The sequence below is a fragment of the Alcanivorax sp. genome, assembly GCF_040118815.1.
Taxonomy (GTDB): domain Bacteria; phylum Pseudomonadota; class Gammaproteobacteria; order Pseudomonadales; family Alcanivoracaceae; genus Alcanivorax.
Genome location: NZ_JBEDTC010000001.1, coordinates 538,698 through 562,177, shown reverse-complemented (window position 1 = coordinate 562,177; position 23,480 = coordinate 538,698). Strand labels below are relative to the sequence as shown.

At 55.4% G+C, this 23,480-nt stretch carries 16 protein-coding genes and 1 tRNA gene; 6 read left to right on the top strand and 11 right to left on the bottom strand.

Going from position 1 to position 23,480, the window contains the following annotated elements; all coding sequences use genetic code 11:
- Positions 1-19: 19 nt before the first annotated feature.
- Positions 20-3,517 (bottom strand): chromosome segregation protein SMC, encoded by a 3,498-nt coding sequence (gene smc / locus ABNH18_RS02575; RefSeq protein WP_349381312.1) that lies wholly within the window; start codon positions 3,515-3,517, stop codon positions 20-22.
- 346 nt (positions 3,518-3,863) lie between these two features.
- Here smc and cysZ point away from each other — a divergent pair, with 346 nt between their 5' ends.
- The gene (gene cysZ / locus ABNH18_RS02570) at positions 3,864-4,655 is read left to right on the top strand and encodes a sulfate transporter CysZ (protein ID WP_349381311.1); all 792 of its coding nucleotides are present in this window, start codon (positions 3,864-3,866) and stop codon (positions 4,653-4,655) included.
- Between the two features lie 123 nt (positions 4,656-4,778).
- Here the strand turns inward: cysZ and uvrB are convergent, their stop codons facing one another.
- Positions 4,779-6,794, bottom strand: a complete 2,016-nt coding sequence (gene uvrB, locus ABNH18_RS02565; protein WP_349381310.1) for an excinuclease ABC subunit UvrB — start codon at positions 6,792-6,794, stop codon at positions 4,779-4,781.
- Between the two features lie 328 nt (positions 6,795-7,122).
- Here uvrB and ABNH18_RS02560 point away from each other — a divergent pair, with 328 nt between their 5' ends.
- The 5 genes from ABNH18_RS02560 to ABNH18_RS02540 all read left to right on the top strand — a co-directional run bounded on the left by ABNH18_RS02560 (position 7,123) and on the right by ABNH18_RS02540 (position 11,832).
- On the top strand, positions 7,123-8,313 hold the full coding sequence (locus ABNH18_RS02560; RefSeq protein ID WP_349381309.1) for a pyridoxal phosphate-dependent aminotransferase: 1,191 nt from the start codon (positions 7,123-7,125) through the stop codon (positions 8,311-8,313).
- Positions 8,314-8,381: 68 nt separating this feature from the next.
- A tRNA-Asn gene (locus ABNH18_RS02555) sits at positions 8,382-8,457 on the top strand.
- 380 nt (positions 8,458-8,837) lie between these two features.
- Positions 8,838-10,154: an exopolysaccharide biosynthesis polyprenyl glycosylphosphotransferase gene (locus ABNH18_RS02550; protein WP_349381308.1), complete on the top strand. Its 1,317-nt coding sequence runs from the start codon at positions 8,838-8,840 to the stop codon at positions 10,152-10,154.
- A complete protein-coding gene (locus tag ABNH18_RS02545; RefSeq protein ID WP_349381307.1) occupies positions 10,154-11,032 on the top strand; it encodes a glycosyltransferase family 2 protein in 879 nt (292 codons plus the stop codon). Before ABNH18_RS02550 ends, ABNH18_RS02545 begins: the two co-directional genes overlap by 1 nt.
- Positions 11,029-11,832 carry a glycosyltransferase family 2 protein gene (locus tag ABNH18_RS02540; protein ID WP_349381306.1) on the top strand — a complete coding sequence of 268 codons (804 nt, stop codon included), beginning with the start codon at positions 11,029-11,031 and terminating at the stop codon, positions 11,830-11,832. The genes ABNH18_RS02545 and ABNH18_RS02540 overlap by 4 nt, the downstream gene beginning before the upstream one ends.
- A gap of 86 nt (positions 11,833-11,918) precedes the next feature.
- On the opposite strand, the gene galE is transcribed toward ABNH18_RS02540, so the two are convergent.
- The 9 genes from galE to ABNH18_RS02495 form a co-directional block, all read right to left on the bottom strand.
- Positions 11,919-12,935, bottom strand: coding sequence for a UDP-glucose 4-epimerase GalE (galE, locus tag ABNH18_RS02535; protein WP_349381305.1), 1,017 nt, complete (start codon positions 12,933-12,935; stop codon positions 11,919-11,921).
- A gap of 57 nt (positions 12,936-12,992) precedes the next feature.
- Complete coding sequence (locus tag ABNH18_RS02530) at positions 12,993-14,366, bottom strand: phosphomannomutase/phosphoglucomutase (protein WP_349381304.1); 1,374 nt, start codon at positions 14,364-14,366, stop codon at positions 12,993-12,995.
- Between the two features lie 95 nt (positions 14,367-14,461).
- A complete protein-coding gene (locus tag ABNH18_RS02525; RefSeq protein WP_349381303.1) occupies positions 14,462-15,628 on the bottom strand; it encodes a nucleotide sugar dehydrogenase in 1,167 nt (388 codons plus the stop codon).
- A gap of 225 nt (positions 15,629-15,853) precedes the next feature.
- Positions 15,854-17,494 (bottom strand): glucose-6-phosphate isomerase, encoded by a 1,641-nt coding sequence (gene pgi / locus ABNH18_RS02520; RefSeq protein ID WP_349381346.1) that lies wholly within the window; start codon positions 17,492-17,494, stop codon positions 15,854-15,856.
- 2 nt (positions 17,495-17,496) lie between these two features.
- A complete protein-coding gene (locus ABNH18_RS02515) occupies positions 17,497-18,777 on the bottom strand; it encodes a UDP-glucose dehydrogenase family protein (RefSeq protein WP_349381302.1) in 1,281 nt (426 codons plus the stop codon).
- Positions 18,778-18,804: 27 nt separating this feature from the next.
- Positions 18,805-19,701, bottom strand: a complete 897-nt coding sequence (gene galU, locus ABNH18_RS02510; RefSeq protein WP_349381301.1) for a UTP--glucose-1-phosphate uridylyltransferase GalU — start codon at positions 19,699-19,701, stop codon at positions 18,805-18,807.
- Positions 19,702-20,318: 617 nt separating this feature from the next.
- The gene (gene cysC, locus ABNH18_RS02505) at positions 20,319-20,930 is read right to left on the bottom strand and encodes an adenylyl-sulfate kinase (protein WP_349381300.1); all 612 of its coding nucleotides are present in this window, start codon (positions 20,928-20,930) and stop codon (positions 20,319-20,321) included.
- A 92-nt stretch (positions 20,931-21,022) separates the two neighbouring features.
- Positions 21,023-21,361, bottom strand: a complete 339-nt coding sequence (locus ABNH18_RS02500; RefSeq protein WP_349381299.1) for a four helix bundle protein — start codon at positions 21,359-21,361, stop codon at positions 21,023-21,025.
- Positions 21,362-21,452: 91 nt separating this feature from the next.
- Positions 21,453-23,225 carry an SLC13 family permease gene (locus ABNH18_RS02495; protein ID WP_349381298.1) on the bottom strand — a complete coding sequence of 591 codons (1,773 nt, stop codon included), beginning with the start codon at positions 23,223-23,225 and terminating at the stop codon, positions 21,453-21,455.
- Positions 23,226-23,480: the final 255 nt, after the last annotated feature.

Below are 23,480 nucleotides of genomic sequence, written 5' to 3'. Positions count from 1 at the left end.
TTACAGCAACACCGATTCCTCACATTGCCGCCATTTCGGCCGCTTCTTCCACATCGACTGCAACCAAGCGGGACACACCAGGCTCATGCATGGTGACCCCCATCAGGGTAGCAGCCATCTCCATCGCAATCTTGTTATGTGTGATGTAAATAAATTGCACTTTTGCAGACATTTCCGACACCAGGTTACAGAAACGCCCCACGTTCGCGTCATCCAACGGCGCGTCCACCTCATCAAGCAGACAGAATGGTGCCGGGTTGAGCTGGAAGATACTGAACACCAGCGACAGGGCGGTCAGCGCTTTTTCACCGCCTGAGAGCAAGTGAATGGTGCTGTTTCGCTTGCCGGGCGGGCGCGCCATGATGGTTACGCCAGTATCGAGGAGGTCGTCGCCAGTGAGTTCCAGGTACGCATGGCCACCGCCGAAGACTTTCGGGAACAGCTCCTGCAGGCCACGGTTGATACGGTCGAAGTATTCCTTAAACCGCGCCCGGGTTTCCCGGTCAATCTTGCGAATGGCGTTTTCCAGGGTCCCCAAAGCGTCTTCCAAATCGTCGTTCTGGCTGTCCAGGTAGTTCTTGCGCTCGGACTGCTGCTGATACTCTTCAATGGCCGCTAGGTTGATCTGGCCCAGGCGGGAAATCCGCTGGCCGATCATGTCCATTTCCTGGGCCCATTGCTGCTCATCGGCTTCATCCGGCAAGTTTTTCAGCACCGTATCCAGATCAAAATTCTGTTCGGACAACTGTTCGGCCACGGTTTGCCGGCGGGTGCTCAGGTCCTGCCACTGCATGCGCTTCTGATCCATGGCGCTGCGCACTTCCTGGGCCTGACGCTCAAACTGGCCGCGCTGCCCTTCCAGATTACGCATTTCATGGTCCACCGTTTCCAGCTCACGGCGGGCTTCGGCGAGCTTGTGCTCCGCTTCCAGGCGCACTTCCAGCTTTTCTTCCAGCTGCATCTGCAGTTCCGTGCCCGGTTCGTCGCCCTCGTTGGTCTGCTCTTCCAGCAGCGCCTTACGCTCCGCCATCATCTGCACCTGGGTTTCCAGGCGGCTCAGGTTCTGGCGCAGGGAGTCGGCCTGGGTGCGCGCACCCTGTACTTCCATAGCCAACTGGTGGGACTGATCCCGGTCGTGGCGGGCCTTCTGGCGGGATTCATCCAGCCGCAGGCGCAGTTCATCACGACGGGACAGCAGCGTTTCACGCTCGCCGCTGTCGGTTTCCATGGCGTCCAGCGCTTCCGCCAGCACCGCTCGGGCTTCTTTCAGCTGTTCCTGTTCCTGCTCGAGCTGCTCGTTGGTCTCATCCATTTCCCGGCTGAGACGCTCACGGCGCATAGTGATTTGCTCCAGGCGCACCTGACGGGCGCTGACCTGGGCATTGATTTCGCCCAGTTCCCGGTTAATCCGGCTGGCCTGGCGCTGCACTTCTTCGCGCTCTTCTTCCAGTTCGGAAATTTGCTCGCGGGTGCTTTCCAGCTGTTCTTTCAGGTTATCCACGGTGGCCTGAAGGGTATCGATCTCGCCTTCCAGGGTATCCAGTTCGCGGCGACGCTCCAGAATACCGGCTTCCTGATCTTCCTCTTTGGCCACTTTCAGCCAATCCGGGCCTAGCCAAATGCCGTCGCGGGTCACCACGGACTCGTGGGCATCGAGCTGACCACGCAGGGTCAGTGCCGCATCCAGGTTATCGGCCACATAGACCCCGGCCAAAAGCCCTCCCGGCGCCTGCCCCTCAACATGTTCACGCAGCAAGGTGGACTTGCTCCCAGCCGCCTTCACTGAGCCCGGGCTAACCAGCGCCACACGGCCGTGGGACAGGTCATCCAGCCATTCGCCCAGCTGCTCAAAACCACTGACGGCAACGGCCTGAATGCTGTCGCCCAATACGGCTTCCAGCGCCTTTTCCCAGCCTTCCGCCACTTGTAACTGGTCAGCCAGGCGCGGCTCGCCATCCAGCTCATGCCGGGTCAGCCAGTCGCTGACCGCGCCATCGTCGCCCATGGCCGCTTTCTGCAGGGCTTCCAGCGAGGTGCGTCGCCCTTTCAGGCTTTGCAGCTTCTCGCGGGCCTCATCCAGCTGACGGCCCCGGTCGCCGTTATCGCGGCGAAGTTGATTGATTTCTTCCTGCAAGGATTCGCTGCGCAGTTCGTTTTCTTCCGACTGCCCGCGATATTGCTCAACCTGCTCTTCCAGCTCGCGCATTTCCTGGGCCAGCGGGCCGGCATCCAGGGATTCCTGCTCTTTCTTCAAGCGGTCGATACGATCACGCAGGCGCTCCTGGGATTTGTCCAGATGCTGAATGCGGGACTGCTCCACCTCGGCCTGGCGGCGGGATTCGCCGGACTTGCCATTGAACTCTTCCCACGCCTGCTGCCAGTTCTGCATGGTCTCTTCAGCCAGCGCCAGGGCTTCGCTGGAGGCTTCCTGCTGTTCGGAGACCATTTCCAGCTCCGGCTCGCGCTCGGCCAGGATGGCATCCAGTTCCGCCACTTTCTCGCTGTCGATACGCAGGTGCTCGTCGCCTTCTTTCCAACTGGCGCGCACCTGATCCAGTTCTTCGTACAGCTGCTGCTTGCGCTCGCGCTGGTGCTGAATGCTCTGCTCTAGGCGTGCCACTTCTGCGCCCAAGGCGTAAAAATGCTGCTGCACTTCGTTGAAGCGTTCCTGCACTTCGTGGTGCTTCTCGCGCAGGCGCTCCACTTCCGCGTCCACGTGGCGCTGTTCCGCCACTTTCGCTTCCATGGACACGTCCAGCTCGCCGATCACGTGATCCAGCTGCTTGACCTGCACATCCAGCCCTTTCCAGCGCAACGCCTTGAGCTGCGCGCCTTTCAGGCGTTCTTCCTCTTTGTACTGCTTGTATTTCTCCGCCGCGCTGGCCTGCCGGCTCAAGCGCTCAATCTGGCGTGCCAGCTCATCACGAATATCGGTCAGGCGCTCCAGGTTCTCGCGGGTGCGGCGAATGCGGTTTTCGGTTTCACGGCGGCGGGCCTTGTACTTGGAGATCCCCGCTGCTTCCTCGATATACACCCGTAGCTCTTCTGGCTTGGCTTCAATCAGCCGGGAAATCATGCCCTGCTCAATAATGGCGTAGCTACGCGGCCCCAGGCCGGTGCCCAGGAAGATGTCGGCAATATCCTTGCGCCGGCACTTGGTGTTGTTGAGGAAATAATTGGACTGGCCGTCCCGGGTCACCTGGCGCTTCACGGAGATTTCGTTGAATTTGCCGTATTCGCCGGTGACGGTGGCATCGGAGTTATCGAAAATCAGCTCAATGGACGCCTGTGCCACCGGCTTGCGGGCGTTGGAGCCGTTGAAGATCACGTCCGCCATGGACTCACCGCGCAGGTGCTTGGCGGAGGATTCCCCCATCACCCAGCGCACCGCGTCGATGATATTGGACTTCCCACACCCATTGGGCCCCACCACAGCGGTGAGGTTTTCCGGGAAATTGGTGGTGGTAGGGTCCACGAAGGACTTGAACCCGGCCAGTTTTATTGATTTCAGTCGCATACGATTGCTGTCTCTACGCCGGCAACGGCAAAACACCCCATAAGGGCGCCAATAATAAAAGGGGTAAGTCTAGCGACAACCCGGGCCGAATTCATCCGCCGAGACGCTGAGATTACAATATGGCCAAGAACCCGCCGCGTTATACCGCATCCTGGCGGCACTGCATTGCAAAGGAGTGCAAAACATCCCCCCCCTCAGCGGGTCAAGGGCACAGAAAGATCGAATTCCTTAACAGAAAGCTCTCTCTGTGCAGCGCGGGGCACCACAGGTACCATTCGGAACAACCCGTCTTCGTGTTGCCACGTGCAGCATGTTGCGTGAAGCGTCTCTTTTATAAGGATTGCCCGTGTCCCAGATCGCCGATGCCATTACTTACCTGACCCGCAGCCTGAAACTGGCCCGTACCCCGGAGCTGCGGCGTTATGTGATCATCCCGCTGATCTTCAATATTCTCGTGTTCGGGGGCCTGTACTGGCTCAGCGGCAGCTGGATTGCCGGCTGGATCACCGCCGCCACTGCGGACTGGGCACTCACCGGCTTCTGGAGCTTCCTCAATGGCGCCCTGCACTTCATCGTTGATGCGGCCGTGGTGCTGGTGTGGATTCTGCTGCTGGGCCTGTTTGCCAGCGTGTTCTCCATCGGCGTGCAGCTGATCGCCGCCCCATTCATGGGTTTTCTGGCGGAAAAGGTGGATATTCAGGTCACCGGCCACCCCATGAACGACGAATCTATCCCCGCCATGATCGTGCGCACCTTCAAGCGCGAACTGCGTAAAACCTGGTACTGGCTGTGGCGTGCCGTGCTGATTCTGTTTGTGGTGGGGGTGGTTTACTTCATCCCGGTGATCAATGTGTTCGCCTCCGCCATCTGGTTTCTGTGGTCCGGCTGGCTGCTGGGCATGCAGTACATTGATTTCGGCGCCGACAACCGTCAGGTGCCCTTCGACGTCATGCTGAAAAGGCTGAAAGAAAAGCGCTGGCTGGTACTCACCTTCGGCGCCATCGTCATGGCCCTGACCATGATTCCGCTGGTGAACCTGTTCATCATGCCGGTGGCGGTGATTGCCGGGACGCTGATCTGGGTGGAGCAACTGGCGCCCAACAGTCAATCTCTTGGCTCACCCACACAAAGGCCGTGAAGACGCATGACCTGTAGGAGTGGTGGTTCCACCACGAAAAAACATTAGCGAAGTAAGCCGCACCTCGCATCGCGGTGGGACCACCGCTCCTACAAAAGCTCCGGGCCGAATGCAGAGCCGCCTCTACCGCATAAAACCCAGCTCTCTGAGCTGGTGAATCTTGTCCCGGGTGGCGGCGGCGTCCTCGAACTCCAGGTTCTTGGCGTGCTCCAGCATCTTGGCTTCCAGTACTTTGATTTCCTTGGCCACTTGCGCCGGAGAGCGAGCCTCCAGATAGTCCGCCGAGGCGTCAGCCACCTTCTTATCGCCTTTGTATTTGCGGTCGAAACGGCTACCGCCGCTGTCATCCATGATGTCGCGAATTTTCTTGTTCAGGCCCTGCGGGGTAATGCCGTTGGCTTTGTTGAACGCCTCCTGCTTCTCGCGACGGCGGTCCGTTTCATCGATGGCTCGCTCCATGGAGCCGGTCATCTTGTCTGCGTAGAGAATCGCGCGGCCGTCCACGTTTCGTGCCGCCCGGCCGATGGTCTGAATCAGCGAGCGGTCGGAGCGCAGGAAGCCTTCCTTGTCCGCATCGAGAATGGCCACCAGCGCCACTTCCGGCATATCCAGGCCTTCACGCAGCAGGTTAATCCCCACCAGCACGTCAAACTTGCCCAAGCGCAGGTCGCGAATAATCTCCACCCGCTCCACCGTATCAATGTCGGAATGCAAGTAGCGCACGCTGATACCGTGCTCGTTGAGGTATTCGCTCAGATCCTCCGCCATCCGCTTGGTTAGCGTGGTCACCAACACCCGCTGGCCTTTGGCGATGCTCTCTTTGGCTTCGCCGAGCAGGTCGTCCACCTGGGTGGTGGCCGGGCGAATTTCAATTTTGGGATCGACCAAACCGGTGGGCCGCACCACTTGCTCCACCACCTGCCCCGCGTATTTCTTCTCATACGGACCCGGCGTCGCGGAAACGAATACCATCTGTGGGGCCAGCAGCTCCCATTCCTCGAATTTCAGCGGCCGGTTATCCATGGCCGAGGGCAAACGGAAGCCGAAGTTCACCAGCGTTTCCTTGCGCGAACGGTCGCCTTTGTACATGGCGCCCAGCTGGGGAATGGTCACGTGGGACTCATCGGCAATCAGCAGTGCATTGTCCGGCAGGTAGTCGAACAAGGTCGGCGGCGCTTCGCCCGGCGCCCGCCCGGAGAACAACCGGGAATAGTTTTCCACCCCGTTGCAGTAGCCCAGCTCCTGCAGCATTTCGATATCAAAGCGAGTGCGCTGCTCCAGCCTCTGAGCTTCCACCAGCTTGTTCTGTTCTTTCAGCTCTGCCAGCCGCTCGGTGAGCTCCTCCTTGATTGTCTCCACCGCCTTGAGCACGGTTTCACGCGGCGTCACGTAGTGGCTCTTGGGGTAAATGGTGGTGCGACCGATGCGACGAATCAGCTCGCCGGTGAGTGGATCGAAGATGCTGATCGACTCCACTTCGTCGTCGAACAGCTCGATGCGCACCGCCTCCTTCTCTTCTTCCGCCGGGAAGATATCGATCACATCGCCACGCACCCGGTACGTCGCCCGGCGAAAATCCATCTCGTTGCGGGTGTACTGCAATTCGGCCAGGCGACGCAGCAATTCGCGCTGATCAATGTGATCACCACGCACCAGGTGCAACACCATGGCGTGATAACTGGCCGGATCACCCAGGCCATAAATGGCCGACACAGTGGCGACAATAATAGTGTCCGGGCGCTCCAGAATGGCCTTGGTGGCAGACAGTCGCATCTGCTCAATCTGCTCGTTCACCGAAGCGTCTTTCTCAATGAAAGTATCGGAGCTGGCGACGTAAGCTTCCGGCTGGTAGTAGTCGTAATAGGAAACGAAGTACTCCACCGCATTTTCCGGAAAAAACTCCCGAAACTCCCCGTACAACTGGGCCGCCAGCGTCTTGTTCGGCGCCATGATGATGGTGGGCCGCCCGGTCTGCTCAATCACGTTGGCCATGGTGAAGGTCTTGCCCGAGCCGGTCACACCCAACAACGTCTGGTGGCCCAGGCCGTCATCAATGCCCTCGATCAACTGGGCAATGGCCGTAGGCTGATCACCAGCAGGCTGGTATTCGGAATGGAGTTTGAAGAGGCTTTCAGACATTAGGGCTTCCTGATGGCTGCCGCCCGCCCGAAGACGGGAAAGCGACAAAAGTCATGCGTTCAGAATCGCCGCATAGTGTACCCCCTCCGACGGAAGGCGGCATCCAGTGTGTCCCGTAGGAGCGGTGGTTCCACCGCGATCCGGGGTCCTGCCCCGGACCAACCCCTTCGTGGTGGAACCACCACTCCCACAAAAGCGCCCAGGCACTGCCATCCAGATGAAACACGGGACATTCACAGCCAAACCCGCTAAAATGCCCGCCCCTTTCTATGTCGCTCGTTGTGCCAAAAGCGCAACCGATCCGACGCTCTAGATGAACGAGGAGTGCATGTCCGATATCAGCCTTTCCGACCGCGTACAACGCATCAAGCCGTCCCCTACCCTTGCCATTACCGCCAAAGCCGGTGAACTCCGCGCACAGGGCAAAGACATTATTGGGCTGGGTGCCGGTGAGCCGGATTTCGATACCCCGGAACATATCAAGCAGGCCGCCATTGAAGCGATCAACGCCGGCAAAACCAAGTACACCCCGGTGGACGGCACTCCTGGCCTGAAAAAAGCCATTATCGACAAGTTCCAGCGCGATAACGGCCTGTCCTACGAGCCCGGCCAGGTGCTGGTCTCCAGCGGCGGCAAACAAAGCTTCTTCAACATGGCCCTGGCCCTGCTGAACGACGGCGACGAAGCCATCATCCCCGCCCCCTACTGGGTCAGCTACCCGGACATGGTGCTGGTTGCCGGCGGCGTACCGAAGATCCTCGAAACGGACGTAAACAGCCGCTTCAAGATCACCCCGGAGCAGCTGGAAGCGGCGATTACGCCGAAAACCCGTCTGTTCGTGATCAACAGCCCCTCCAACCCCTCCGGCATGGCCTACTCCCTGGAAGAGCTGGCTGCCCTGGGCGAGGTACTGAAGAAGCACCCGGACATCATCGTCGCCACCGACGACATGTACGAACACATCCTGTGGACCGGCAAGCCGTTCATCAACATCGTCAATGCCACCCCGGAGCTGTACGACCGCACCGTGGTCATGAATGGCGTCTCCAAGGCCTATTCCATGACCGGCTGGCGCATCGGCTATGCCGCAGGCCCGCAGAAGCTGATTGCCGCCATGAAGAAGGTGCAGTCCCAGTCCACCTCCAACCCGGCGTCCATCAGCCAGGCAGCCGCCGAAGCGGCGCTGGCCGGCGATCAGGGCTGCGTGGACGAAATGGTCAAAGCGTTCAAGGAACGTCACGACTACCTCACCGCCGCACTGGATGCCCTGCCCGGCGTGAAATGTGTCCAGGGCGACGGCACTTTCTATGCCTTCCCGGACTTCTCCGAAGCCATTGCCAACATGGATGGCGTCGAGTCAGACACCGACTTGGCCACCCTGCTGCTGGAAACCGCAGAAGTCGCGCTGGTACCCGGCTCCGCCTTCGGCGCCCCCGGCTGCATGCGCCTGTCTTTTGCCGTCGGCATGGACACGCTGAAGGAAGCGATCCGCCGGATTGAGCAAGCATTGGCTAAATAAGCAACAAACGCGCCTCCGGGGTGTTGACGGCCCCGAGAGGCGTCACTAATATACGCGCCTCAAGACATTCCGCCTTAGCTCAGTTGGTAGAGCAAATGACTGTTAATCATTGGGTCGCTGGTTCGAGCCCAGCAGGCGGAGCCAAATAAGAAAAGCCCGGTATCGCAAGGTACCGGGCTTTTTCTTTGTCCAATGATTGGGCACCCTGCGGGGGCTGGTTAATCATTGGCGAATGCAATGCATTCGCCTGGTTCGAGCCCAGCAGGCGGAACCGAATAAGAAAAGGGCTTATCCATAAGGTAAGCCTTTTTCTTTGTGCATTGACCAACAAACACGGTCGTCATTCACAACGCCGAACCAGAAGCTTGCCCCCCCCCCTTATTCTCATACAGCCATGCTTACTTGCCCCCAACGACGGTGAGAGAAGCAAAGCTATAATAAACCCATAGGGCAATTGTGGATGACCCACAACATGTTAGAATTAACCGCATTCGCCTGAACGTTATACATACATGGAAACAGGCATGTCATTGCACACCAAGATTGAGCTGACTATGCAGCAGGATCCCGTCAATATCAGCCCATCCCGACATAATCGGTGGTACGAACGGATTCTTCTCAATCCTCTGCTCGGGCATCTAGGGGCGATGACAATCATCATTGCTGGCGCCCAATTCAGCAGCTATCAAAGCTGGGTCCAGAACGACAACCAGTCCATGACTCTAGGCCTACTCGGGCTCTGCTATATTATTACGGTTTACCTGAGCAAAAACATTGCCAAGTTTGCGGGCGGAAAAGCTCTGCCCTATACCCTCGCCACCACGCTACTTGCCGCTGGCCTGATATTCGCTCTAATTCTTTTGGTGCGACTCGAATATGCCCGAACATCACTGGTCTCTGGACTCGCTCTATTACTTGCTACACAAACCGCGTCAGTCATCGTCGGTCACCGTTTTCGCAGTCTAAAGCTGGCATGCATCCCCGCCGAAGGGATACAGGAAATACTGCCGCATAATTCCCAAAACTTTGAATGCAGGCTGCTTACCAGACCTGACTTGGACGGCATTCGCTATGACGGCATAATCGTCGATATGGACGCCAAGCTGGATGACGAATGGATTCGTTTCGTTAGCCACTGCAACATTGCCGGCATGCCCGTTTTCAATGCCCGCAAGATCACCGAAACACTGAGTGGCAAGGTAAACTTGGCCACGTTGCAAAGTACGGACCTGGCCAACTTGCAGCCTCAACCCGTCTACTTAGCAGCAAAACGTGCCATCGATATCCTTCTCACACTGCTAGCAGCCCCTCTTCTGCTGCCCACCTCGCTTCTAGTCGCCATCCTGATTCGGCTTGACTCCCCTGGCGCCGCCATCTTTATTCAGGAACGTACAGGAAAAGGCAACCGCCCCTTTCGCATGTATAAATTTCGCTCCATGCGGCCTACCAGTGATGACGACGACGCCCCCCAATTTGCTGACCAAGATTCACACAGAATCACCCGGCTCGGGACGTTCATACGGAAATTTAGAATTGATGAACTCCCACAGTTTATCAATGTACTGAAAGGCGACATGAGCCTAATTGGGCCAAGACCAGAACAGCCCGGCTTTGTGGAACAGTTCGAAACCAAAGTGCCGTATTATAGCTATCGACATATTGTGCGCCCTGGAATTACCGGCTGGGCACAAGTAAATCACGGTTATGCCAGCGATACTGAAAGCACCCGAGAAAAAGTAGAGCACGATTTCTATTACATAAAAAACCTGTCGCCGGCACTGGATTTCCTAGTAATCATGCGCACACTGAAAACCATAGCGACGGGATTTGGTGCTCTTTGATGGATAAAGTTCAGCCCCAAATCACCGTAATAATCCCCATCTATCAGCACTGGGAGCTTACTGAGACTTTATTTTCTGCACTGGCGAAACAAACTCTCCCGAAATCCAACTGGGAATGCTTGATCGTGGATAATGGTTCGGACGTTGTGCCTGCCTCGGAATCACTGCCAGACTTTATAACCCTACTTGAATGCCCACAGCCCGGTTCCTATGCTGCAAGAAACAGAGCTATCCAGGATGCTAGAGGCGAACTACTGGTATTCACCGATGCCGATTGCCGGCCCAACCCAGATTGGCTGGAAATCATCTACTCAGAATACCAATCCCATTCTGTTCCGACACTTATTGCGGGCGGAGTAACCGTACTGCGCTTCGACCATCAAAAACCCAACAAGATAGAAGCCTTTGACATGGCAACGGGTCTGCCACAGGAAAGGTATACCCGCCGTGGTTATGCAGTTACCGCCAACCTCTCAGTTCCAAGGAACATATTTAGCAGTGTTGGTCCGTTTGATGACCAAAGATTCTCAGGAGGCGACGCCGAATTCTGTCAGCGAGCAGGTCGCGCAGGCGTGCCATTAGTCTATATACCTGAAGCCAACGTCGATCATCCCGCACGCAACAGCTGGGAGGAGCTCGCCACCAAGCTAAAACGAGTCAAGGGCGGGCAAGTTCGTTCAGGCCCCCTGAAACGGAGGATGAAATTTATTATCAAAACCTTCATCCCCCCTGTATGGACTTATTGGTTTGTTATCAGCAGCCCAAAGATTACCCCTCTTCAAAAAATCACCTCCCTGCTGATACAAACACAACTCTGGCTGGTGGAAATTGCAACCACTATCAAGCTGCTAACAAGCGGAAAGGTTGAGCGCCGGTGACCCTGGACCCGGAAGTCTCTATCATTACACCATGCTACAACGCTGCCAACACTCTGGGGCGAACCATAGACTCTGTCCTTTCTCAAGAATTTAAATCCTGGGAACTGCTACTTGTAGACGATAAATCCTTGGACGACACCTACAAAAAAGCACTTGCATACGCCAACACTGACAACAGAATTCAGCTCATAAAGCTCGATAGGAACAGCGGCGCCGCAATTGCCCGTAACACGGGAATTGCTTATGCGAAGGGGCGATTCATTGCCTTTATCGATGCCGACGATCAATGGCATAGCGACAAACTTCAAATTCAGATCAACCGCATGAAAAAGCAGAATTGGCCACTTAGCTATACAGCTTTCACGAGAATCAATGACAGCGGCTCGCCAATCAACACGGTTGGAGTCCCCCACAGGGTCAGCTACAAGTCATTGCTGAAAACAAATTATATCGGCTGCTCAACAGCAATCTACGACACAGAGAAAATCGGAAAAGTATTCATGCCAGAGCTTCGAAAGAGACAAGATTTTGGACTATGGCTGAGGATACTGAGAACCACCGATTTTGGGTATGGCATCAACACTCCGCTAACCTTATATCGAGTCGGTGAAGACTCTCTATCATCAAACAAGCGGAAAACGACTGGCTATAACTGGCGCCTGTATCGCCAGACAGAACGGCTCTCACTGATGCTGAGTGCTTACTACTTTGCCCAGTACGCGATTCGTGGGGTTCTGCGGAGCAAGCTCCCAAGGATAGCTACGGCCTTCGGCCTTCTGCATAAACCAGAAAAACTGTGATCTACGCGGAACCCATTCGCTCTAGCTACTGAGCCAGCCGTCACCACACCTGCAAATCAGTGCTAATCTGAGATTCTCCCCACCCCTCAGAGCCCGTAGCCGTCCGGATTATTCTTTTGCCAGAGCCAATGATCGCGACACATATCATCGACACTTCGCAACGCTTTCCAGCCTAAAACTTGCTCTGCCTGTTCCGGGTCGGCATAACAGCTAGCCACATCACCAGGCCTACGCGCCATTATCTCATAGGGAATTTTTCGTCCGGCTGCTTTGGCAAACGCTTCCACCATCTCCAGCACGCTGTAACCCTGCCCGGTGCCAAGGTTGATTGTCAGTAGCCTGCCCTCGTCCTGCAGAGATCGCAAAGCATCCAAGTGCCCCTGAGCCAAGTCCATCACATGGATATAGTCCCGCACACCGGTGCCATCCAGCGTCGGGTAATCTCCGCCGAAAACACTTAGCCTGTCGCGCTTGCCCACCGCGACTTGAGCAATATAAGGAAGAAGATTGCTGGGAATACCCGTAGGATCCTCACCGATTCGGCCACTTTCGTGGGCACCAACCGGGTTAAAGTAGCGCAATAACGCAATGCGCCAACCTTCATCCGAAATATGCAAATCACGCAGCATATCTTCTATATGCAGCTTGGTAGCCCCATAAGGGTTAGTTGCACTCAGCGGAAAGTCTTCGCGGATCGGGACACTGGCCGGGTCGCCATAAACCGTGGCTGAGGAGCTGAATACCAAGGTTTTCACGCCGGCACGCTCCATGGCCTCCAGCAACCGCAAGGAACCGACCACATTACAGTCGTAATAGCGCATGGGCTGGGAAACAGACTCTCCAACCGCTTTGAGTCCGGCAAAGTGAATCACCGAACCAATATCGTTTTCCTCAAACAACCGTGCCAGCAACGCCTGATCACGGATATCGCCTTCCACCAGTGGAGCTTTTGCACCAGCAATTTCTTCCACACGGCGAAGAGATTCTCGACCACTGTTGGAGAGGTTATCCAGCACCAACACCGGGAAACCATCCTCAAGCAATCTCAACACCGTATGAGAGCCGATATAACCGGCGCCGCCAGTAACCAAAACTGTTTTCATACACTGCATCCCTTGCTACCACTTCTGTAGCCGATATCGACTGCCAACTACAAAGAATTAACCCGCTGCCTCGATAGCCTTGCTGATAGCCACCTCGAAACGCTGGCGAATCTCGGCAAGGGCAACCTCATCAGTCGCCTCATACCGGGTAACCAGCTTGGGAGACGTGTTGGAGGCTCGGCAGAGCCCCCAGCCGTTTTCGTAGTCCATACGAATACCGTCAATAACACATCGCTGACCTTCACCCAGCTCAGCCTTGTTCTGCAACCATGCCACGATATCGAACTTGTTTTCATCGGTCACCTTTAGAGTGATTTCCGGCGTTGTACACAACACTGGAAAGCCGGCGAAAAACGCATCGGCATCAATGTCCTGCCGGCTTAAAATGCCCAGGATCCGGGCAGATGCCACCAGAGCATCATCAAAGCCATACCAGTCTTCAGCGAAGAAAATGTGACCGCTCATTTCACCAGCCAACAGCGCGGCGGTTTCTTTCATGCGCGCCTTGATCAAGGAGTGGCCGGTCTGCCACATCTCAGGCTCTCCACCTGCCTCACGAATAACGTCAAACAGGGCCCCTGTGCACTTCACGTCGAAAATCACCTTGGCCCCAGGATGCCTCTTCACCATATCCTCAGCAAGAGCCATCAACAGGATATCCGGGTACACCAGTCGACCTGCCGGCGTCACCACGCCCACTCGGTCACCATCGCCATCAAATGCCAAGCCAAGATCTGCTTTTTCTTCTGCTACTTTGGCCATCAGATCTTGAACATTCTTCAGGTCTCCCGGATCGGGATGGTGATTCGGAAAGGTACCATCCACCTCAGCGAACAAGGGCACAACCTCACACCCTAACGCCGCCAGCACCTGAGGCGCCTGGACACCGGCGATACCATTGCCGCAATCCACGACCACTTTCAACGGTTTGGCCAGAGAGTGCACCGCCAGAAATGCCCGTTGATATGCGGCCAGAATTTCCCGCTCCTCCTCGTTCCCCTGCCCCTCAACCAGGTCCTCAGCAATAATCCGCTGATACAGATCTTGGATACGATCCCCGGACAAAGTCACGCCATCAATCACAATTTTGAAGCCATTGTAGTTGCCGGGGTTATGACTGCCGGTGAGCATCACACCAGAATTCAGGTCATCAAAATGATGGGTAGCGAAATACAGGGCCGGAGTAGGCACCATGCCGACAAACACCACATCACACCCCGTGGCACGAATGCCATCTGCCAGCGCTTGGGTCAGAGCTGGGCCAGACAAGCGACCATCACGGGCAAGCGCAATACGGTTTTGGCCCTGGGCCAGTACTTCTGAACCGATACTACGGCCAATCAGGTGCGCCCATTCATCCGTCAGAGTGTCGTTATAGATCCCCCGAATGTCATAAGCCCGAAAAATCGAGGAAGGAATAGGATGACTCATAGCAAATCCATTTCAGAAAGATCACAAAGAAGTGAATACCGAGGCAATCATGCGTAAAGCCCATCACCAACAGAGCAGGTAGAGCCGACAGCAACTTAATCGCTGCCGAACAAATCTCGGGTATATACCTTATTGGCATAAGGCTCCAAAGAGTCCGTCAAACGGTTGGAGATAATGACGTCACAGCGTTCGACAAAGTCATGAAAGTCAGCAATCACCTCGCAGTCCATAAAACGAGGATCATCCAGAGACGGCTCAAACACAACCAGCTCAACGCCTTTACCCCGCAGCCGTTCGATAACACCCTGCACGGCAGACGCGCGAAAGTTATCGGAGCCCGCCTTCATGATCAGCCGATAAACCCCCACGCGGGAAGGCTGACGACGCAGAATATCATCCGCGATAAAATCCTTACGGGTGTCGTTGGCTTCCACAATGGCGCTGATCAGACTGCTGGGCACGTCCTCGTAGTTTGCCAGCAGCTGCCGAGTATCCTTGGGCAGACAATAGCCGCCATAGCCAAAGGACGGGTTGTGGTAATGCTGCCCGATGCGCGGGTCCAGCCCCACACCCTGAATGATCTGTCGGGTATCCAATCCCTTCATGGCAGCATAGGTATCCAGCTCATTGAAATACGCTACCCGCATGGCCAGATACGTATTCGCAAACAGTTTAATCGCTTCCGCCTCGGTGGAATCGGTGAACAGCACAGGCACATCCGCCTGCTCCGCGCCCTCCACAAGCAGGTTTGCAAATTGCCGAGCCGCACTATCTCGCCCACCGACAATTACACGGGAAGGATGGAGGTTATCGTACAAGGCTTTTCCCTCACGCAGAAACTCCGGCGAGAAAAGGATATTGTCCACCCCGAAACGCTCACGCATTGACGCCGTAAACCCCACTGGGACCGTAGATTTGATTACGATAGTGCTTTCCGGACTCACCGCTAGCACCTGATCAATCACAGACTCCACGGAAGACGTATTGAAGTAATTCGTGACAGGATCGTAATCCGTAGGGGTTGCAATGATCACAAAATCCGCACTTGGAAACGCCGACAGAGGATCCGTTGTCGCCTGAAGATCCAGTTCCCCCTTCGCCAAGAAAGCTTCAATCTGCTCATCATGAATAGGGGATTCACCTTGGCGAATTTGCGCCACCTTGGTCGCATCAATATCTACCGCCACCACAGAATGATGCCGAGCTAACAGTACCGCATTTGATAAACCCACATAGCCTGTACCGGCAACAACAATTTTCATTGATATCCTCAAGATAAAAACAAGGCCGCCATATTATCCAAGCGAGCCGGAACAACACTATGCTGATCCAGATCCGGCACATACGCCAAAACCCCAATAGAGTCCAGCCACTACATTAACAAATTATGCAGAAAACGATTGCAAAACAAAGCGGCCAAAATTTGACACAAAGTATCGCTCGCTCTTAGCGAAAATTCATCCGGCAAGCGACAAAGGCCTCCGAACTTACTCCACAAAGCCAGCAACATGACGAGCCAAGGCCACAGAAGATGCATCCAGCCCGGTAACAGAATCTGGCTCAGCCAATACCGTCAGCATATCGGTGGCGATAATCTTGCCCATTTCCACCCCCCACTGATCAAAGGGATTAATTCCCCAAATCACCGCCTGAGCAAACACCTTGTGCTCATACATGGCCAACAGCGCACCCAGTACTCGCGGGGAAAGCTCATCCAACACAAGGGTCGTACTAGGCTGATTGCCCTGGTAACGTTTGTAGGCAGGGAGCGCCAAAGACGGGTCCAGTGCCCGCTCCCCAAGAGCCAACAACCGGGATTGGGCCAAACAGTTAGCATTGGATAACGCATGCTGCGCATCCAGCTCCGTCACCGAATCAGAATGAACCGCTTCGGTATACCGTCGCGCCGTCATCAAAAACTCACACGCCACAGGCTGTGTCCCCTGATGCAGCAGCTGGAAAAAAGCGTGCTGTGCGTTGGGGCCAACTTCTCCCCAGATCACCGGGCAGGTGTCATACGTTACCGGCTCACCAGAGCGAGAAACGCTTTTGCCATTCGATTCCATTTCCAGTTGAGCCAAATAAGCAGGCAGATGCTTCAAACGGCCGTCATACGGCAGCACAGCCCGTGCCTTAATGCCCAGGAAGTTAATATTCCAGACATCCACCAACGCCAACATCACTGGAATATTTTCTTCCCATGGCTTAGTCAGGCAGTGCTGATCCATATCGTGGGCGCCAGCCAGCAGCTCGCGAAATCCCTGCATGCCCACCGTCAGGGCAATAGGCATACCGATAGCGGACCACAGCGAATAACGCCCACCCACCCATTCCCAGAACCGCAGCTGATTCTCCGGCAAAATCCCCCACTCTGTCATGCGCTCGGCATTCGCCGATATGCCAATAAAGTGGCAACGCAGCAGAGACGGGTCTTCATGCTCCAACGACAAGCCCCGAGCCAGCCAGCAACGTGCAGTGTTGGCATTGTGCAGGGTATCCACGGTTGAAAAAGACTTGGAGGACACCAAAAACAAGGTCGTTCTGGGATTCAGCTCCTGAAGAACCTGGGAAACCTGGCTGCCATCCATGGAAGAAACAAAATGCAACCGTGGACGTAACTGCCCTTCCACCGGCAAACTGGACTGCAATGCAAACGCAGCCATCAAAGGGCCAAGTTCCGATCCCCCCACCCCCACGTTGACCACGTCGGTGATGGCATCGCCCAAAACGCCGCGCCAGTGCCCCTGGAGAATACGCGTCGCCATCGCATCCATTGCATCCAGCTGCTCATGTACAGCTGGGGCGCTATCTACAGGCTCTCTCAAGCTCCAGTGCTTGGCCGGGCGGCCCTCCGTACAGTTAACCTCAGCACCATCAAAAAAAGCATCAATCCAGTATCTCAGCTGACGATCATCTGCCAGCTTCAATAGGAGATCCCGACTTTCATTCGTCAGGCGCTGTTTACTAAAATCCGCCAAAAGCCCAGCTGTTTGCAGGCTGTATCTTGCAAAACGGTCTGGATCCGAAGCGAATAAATTCGCCAGATGTAGGGCTTTATCCTTTTCGGCACAGTCAGCCAGCTGTGACCAGATCGTACTGCTAGTAAGAACGTCCTGTTCAGAAACCATAATCAAACTCGCCCAATTCCTCTGTACACTAAGCCCTGCTCTTTGACAAAACCGGGATCATAAATGTTACGGCCATCAAGAATCAGTGGCTCTCGCATCTGTCGTTTAAGGCGCTGCCAGTCCGGGCTCCAGTAGGGTTTCCATTCGGTAATTAACATTAATGCATCGGCACCCTCAACGGCCTCATAAAGACCATCACAGAGAATCAGATCACCCCGACCGTGAGCCCATGCCTTCAAGTCTGGTAACGCTTTCGGGTCGTGTACAGCCACCTGCACCCCCTGAGCCCACAGTGCTTCAATCACCTTCAGCGCCGGAGCATTGTCCACGCGATGAGTTCCGGGCTTGAAGGCGGCGCCCCACAACGCCACCTTTTTACCCGACACATTGCCATGGTAAAATTGCCAAAACTTGCGAAACAGCACCTCTTTCTGCCGTTCATTAGTCTGCAGAACCTGCTCCAATAGCCCCGGCTCAGACAGCCGGTTATCCAGCGCATCCACTAACGCCAGCACATTACGACTCAGCCCTGGGCCACCAAAACCACAGCCAGGGTACAGATAGGATTCTCCAATTCGGGGATCAGCTCCCATCGCCACACGTACCATATCAATATCCACACCCAACGATTCCGATAGGCTGGCCATGTCATTCATGTAGCTAATTCGAGTCGCAAGAATTCCGCTGATAGCCAACTTTGAAAATTCAGCCTCTCGCAGCGACATAACCCGAATCACGTCCTTACGGCGATTGAATGGGCGCAACAGCTCACGCACCAGTGCCTCGCCTTCCCTGTCTTCGCACCCCAGAAGGATACTGTCAGGGCGAGTAAAAGTAAGAAAAGCGTTACCCTCTTGAATCAAATCAGGCAGAGCCACCAGCGCCAGGGTCCCGCGCACCTGCTGAGAAACATCTCGCAGGCGCTCAGCAGCGCCCACCGGCCCCGTAGTCTGATTAACAATCACTTCACACTCACACGATTCTGCCTCTTGGCGCACAATCGTCTCGGCGATGGCCTCTTGCCCCGGTGGCAAAGCCAGGAACACAGCCACAGAGCGCTCGGCGGGAGCGTCCTTCCAGAAACAGGGCGTTAGCCTGCCACTCTCCAGCTGCTCTGTGAAAAGTCGGTCGAGACCCTGCTCCCGGAACAAAGGCCTCCCTGCCGACAAATCCTCACGGGAAGAAGGCTCAACTACTACCCAGCTCACCTGATGACCTGTCTGGGCCATCGCAGTAGCAGTGACCTGTGCACAGAGGGTGTCGCCATAAACCGTTATCTGCATAGCCTTAAATTCCCTTTATGAGCCTCGTCATTCGTCTGCCGGATTTTCACTGATCTCTGCCACCATCATGGCTTTGGCCACATCAGCCAGCTCAGGGTGGCGCGTCGCAAAGTGAAACACTGCCTGCAGATAACCCGCTTTGTTGCCGCAATCGAAAGTTCGCCCACGCATGCTATAAGCATCAACAGTCTGTTGCTGCATCAACGTGGCAATCGCATCGGTCAGCTGAATTTCTCCACCCGCTCCCGGCGGAGTGCGCGCAAGAATCCCCATAATGTTCGCAGGAAGAACATAACGTCCGACCACAGAAAGTCGTGAGGGCGCCCGGTCAGCCGCCGGTTTCTCCACAATCCCTACCATCGGGGCACACTCACCCCGACCAGGGGCATTGCCTTCCAGCGCCACAATTCCATAGCGATCAACCAGATGAGCAGGGACCGCCTCTACCATGATTTGGGCAGCACCACTGGCATGAAAATTAGCCACCATAGTGCCTAGGTCCTCAGCCTCCCCACCACAGTCCACAAGCACATCCGGCAACAACACCGCAAAAGGTTCATCACCCACCACCGGCGCGGCACAAGCAACTGCATGCCCCAACCCCAACGCTTGATTCTGGCGTACCGATATGACACTCACGCCATCAGGCAAAATATCGCGCACTTCCGCCAGTAATTGAGCTTTTCCCTTTTCTTCCAACTGTTGCTCAAGTTCAAACTGGGTGTCGAAATAATCCTCGATGGCCGTCTTCGCCGAATGGGTTACCAGCACGATTTCCTTGATGCCCGCCCTCACGGCTTCTTTTACCACATACTCAATCGCTGGCCGGTCGACAATCGGCAGCATTTCCTTCGGAATCGACTTGGAGGCTGGCAGCATACGAGAACCAAATCCTGCCACTGGTAACACCGCTTTTTTAACCATTTTTCTCACTCTTGGAAACTTACGCTATCAACAAACAAAAGGCCTAGGGGCCTCAGACTTGTCTTACTTAAACAGTGCTTACTGGATGACACACTAGAATCGTTCGAACACGTAGGGTGGCTTGACCCGCAACGGCGCATAGCCTCCACGGTTGTCGTCAACCCCACAACTGATGTCCACACTATGCCATTTTATCGCGCCAGTTTCCGCCACACCTTCAGTACCAGAGACACTGTCGAGCTGACCTCCCGCCCCTACCCCGCCAATAGCTGGGAGCATGCCCGGCAGCTGGCCGATGCGTTTGGCTATGAGGATGTGCGGATTGCTGCCAAGGCCACCATGCCGATGGCTGTGTTACCGTTTACCCTATGCTTACCAGTGTTGAATGATCGAGCCCTTGGAATAAGTCACAATCGATGAGCGCCAAAACGCTATCGTTTCCTGAAAGGGCCGAGAGGCAGTCCCTCCGTGACCTGAAGACAAACCCAATCACTGCACCATGTCGGATTACGGCTACGCCTAATTCGACCTACGCAAACTCACGGGCCTCATACTTTTTGTATGCCGAATTAGCCTGAAGGGCGTAATCCGGCATCTTCCTTAGCCAAAAAGCCGCTTTAAACAATGGCGGCGATCAGCTGCTTCACACAGGCTTCAATATCGTTTTCAGCGGTATTCACCACCAACTCCGCCTTGGCCGGCGCTTCGTAGGGGCTATCGATACCGGTGAATTCCTTGATGATGCCCTGGCGTGCTTTCTGATACAGGCCCTTGGGATCACGTTTTTCGCACTCTTCCAACGGCGCATCCACAAACACTTCCACGAACTCGCCGTCTTCGAACAATTCACGGGCCGCATCGCGGTCAGCACGGAACGGGCTGATAAAGGCAGTGACGACGATCAGGCCCGCATCGACCATCAGCTTGGCCACTTCAGACACCCGGCGGATATTCTCGGTACGGTCTTCATCGCTCATGCCCAGGTTCTTGTTCAGACCGTGGCGCACGTTATCGCCGTCCAGCAAGTAGGTGTGCCGGCCCTGCTCGGTCAATGCCACTTCCAGCGCATTTGCCAGTGTGGACTTACCGGAACCGGACAAACCCGTCAGCCAGATACACTTAGGCGTCTGCCCGTTAACCTTGGCACGGTCCGCCTTGGTCACATTCGACTCATGCCAAACGACATGGGCTTTGGATTCGTTTGCTTTTTCCTGGTACGGAGAAGACATAAATACCTCACTTTGTTCGAAGAGCAGCGGCTAGCTACGAGCTTATAGCTGCTAGAAAAACACAACCGGGCCTTTGGCCCAGCACCATAAAATCACTTCAACTTGCGCATGATCGCGAACAACATTTTCGATAACTGATTAACCTCATCGCCCCACTTATTGCTTACTGCATCAGAGATGTAACCAATTCTTCTGCCAATGATTAACTGGGTTTTCAATTCACCAGCCGAGCCTTTAGCATAATTCAGAAACAAGGCTTTCTCCTTGTCTGAAGCCCGCTCGAACCCCTCTGCAATATTCGACGGCAAAGACAATGACGACCGGGTTATCTGATCCCTAAAACCAAAATCACGATGACCCGCAAAGTGCCGATAAATCTCAACACTCAAATCCACTGATCGACGCCAAACATCCAAATTTTCAAGACGCATCCCTGCTTCTCCACATTATTAACGCCCCATCCTTGGGAACTTTTCCTTTTACCTGATCCAATCGAGCGTAGCTCGTAGCTCGTAGCTCTCTTTAAAACCCCCAAACCATCGGAATCACCGTCAGGCTAATCACCGCCACCACCACACTCATCGGAAACCCGATTTTCAGATAATCACTGAACGTGTAGCCACCTGGGCCCATGACCATCAAGTTGGTCTGGTAACCCAGCGGGGTCATAAAGCTGGCGGAGGCGGCGAACATGACCGCGACGATAAAGGGCATGGGGCTGACGCCCAGCTGTTCCGCCACACCGATAGCAATGGGGAAAACTAATACGGCAGCGGCATTGTTGGTGATCATTTCGGTGAACACCGCTGTAAGCAGGTAAATAATCACTAGCGCCATAAAGGGCGACAAGCCGCCGTCCGGGATCACCTGTTCCACAATCCAGGCGGCCGCGCCACTGGACTCCATGGCTTTGCCCAACGCAAAAGAGGCGCCGATCACCACCAACACCGGCAAGTTCACACTCACGTTCATCCGCGAGCGGTTCACGGTGACACAACGCAACGCGATCATCAGCCCGGCTGCGAACATGGCCGCCTCCAGGGTCGAAGCCAGCCCCAACACATTCGCCATCACCATGGCCACCAACACTGCCACTGCCTGCGGCGCACGGCGAAAGTCCGGGGGCGTGGAATCCTTCAACGGGCTCACCAGCATGAAATCGCGACGATACTGATACTGCTCGACAAACTGCTGGCTGGTTTCCAGCAGCAAGGTATCCCCTACCTTCAAACACTGCTCGCCCACCTTGCCGGGCACACGCTTCCCATTACGGCTGATGCTCAAAATCGCTGCCTGGTAACGGGTCCGGAATCCGGTTTCCTTCACGGAACGGCCAATGCCGGGGAATTCCGGGCTCAGCACCACTTCCACAAGATGGCGCTGGTGGTTATTCAGGCCCAGCTTGTGCGCACCACCATGGGCGGCCTGCAAGCCATTAATGCGTTGCAGCTCCCGCGCGCACTCCGGCACCCCGACAAACGCCAGTAGATCGCCTTCCTGTAGCGTCATTTCCGGGCCAACCGCCGTAAACAGGCGTTCATCGCGCTGAATATCGGTCAAAAAGCCATAGGTTAGGTTACGCAGCCCCCCATCCTGGATAGTACGGCCGGCCAACGGGCTGCCTTTCGCCACCAGCATCTCAACGTGGTATTCACGGGCATCTTCCCACTGGGACGCCATACTGGCCCGGTTCGGCAACAAAAAGCGACTGATTAGCAACATGAATGCCGCACCACCCAGCAGTACCGGCACGCCCACCCAGGCCACATCGAAAATACCAAACGCCGGCAGGCCTTTTTCCTGCACCAATCCATCCACCACCAGGTTGGTGCTGGTACCAATCAAGGTACAGGTACCGCCGAGAATCGCCGCATAACTCAATGGCAGCAGCAGCTTGGAAGCAGACAGCCGCAACCGTTGCGCCCATTCCTGCACCGCAGGAATCATCATCGCCACAACGGTGGTGTTATTGAGAAACGCACTAAGAATGGAAGCCGGTGCGATCAAGCGAAACTGGCTGGAAAGTACGGACTTGGGCTGACCTAACAACCGGTGCGCCACCCAGTAAATCGCCCCGGTATCCCGCAAAGCCGCCGCCACCACGTACAGCGCGGCAATAGTCATCAGGCCCGGGTTGGCAAAGCCGGACAGCGCTTCACCCGGGGAAATAATGCCCGTGACCAAGACCATTACCAGCGCCGCCATCATGGTCATATCCGCAGGCACACGGTTACTCACCAGCGCCCCCAGCACAGCCAACACAATCAGCAGTGTTATCAGTATGTCCACGGTCATTCGGTCAACCACACAAGCCAAGACACCACGTGACAAATCCCGCAGCAAAAGGGCATTTTACAGGGCAAAGGGAATATAAAAAGGAAGGGCTTAGTCAAATTTACTATAAGCAAAAACCAACACTCACAGGATAATGTCGGATTACGGCTGCGCCTAATCTGACCTACGCAACTCACCATCAAGGGGATTGCATCGCGGTGGAACCAACGCTCCCACAACGTGTAGTTTGGTAGGTCGGGTTAGCCTAAAGGCGTA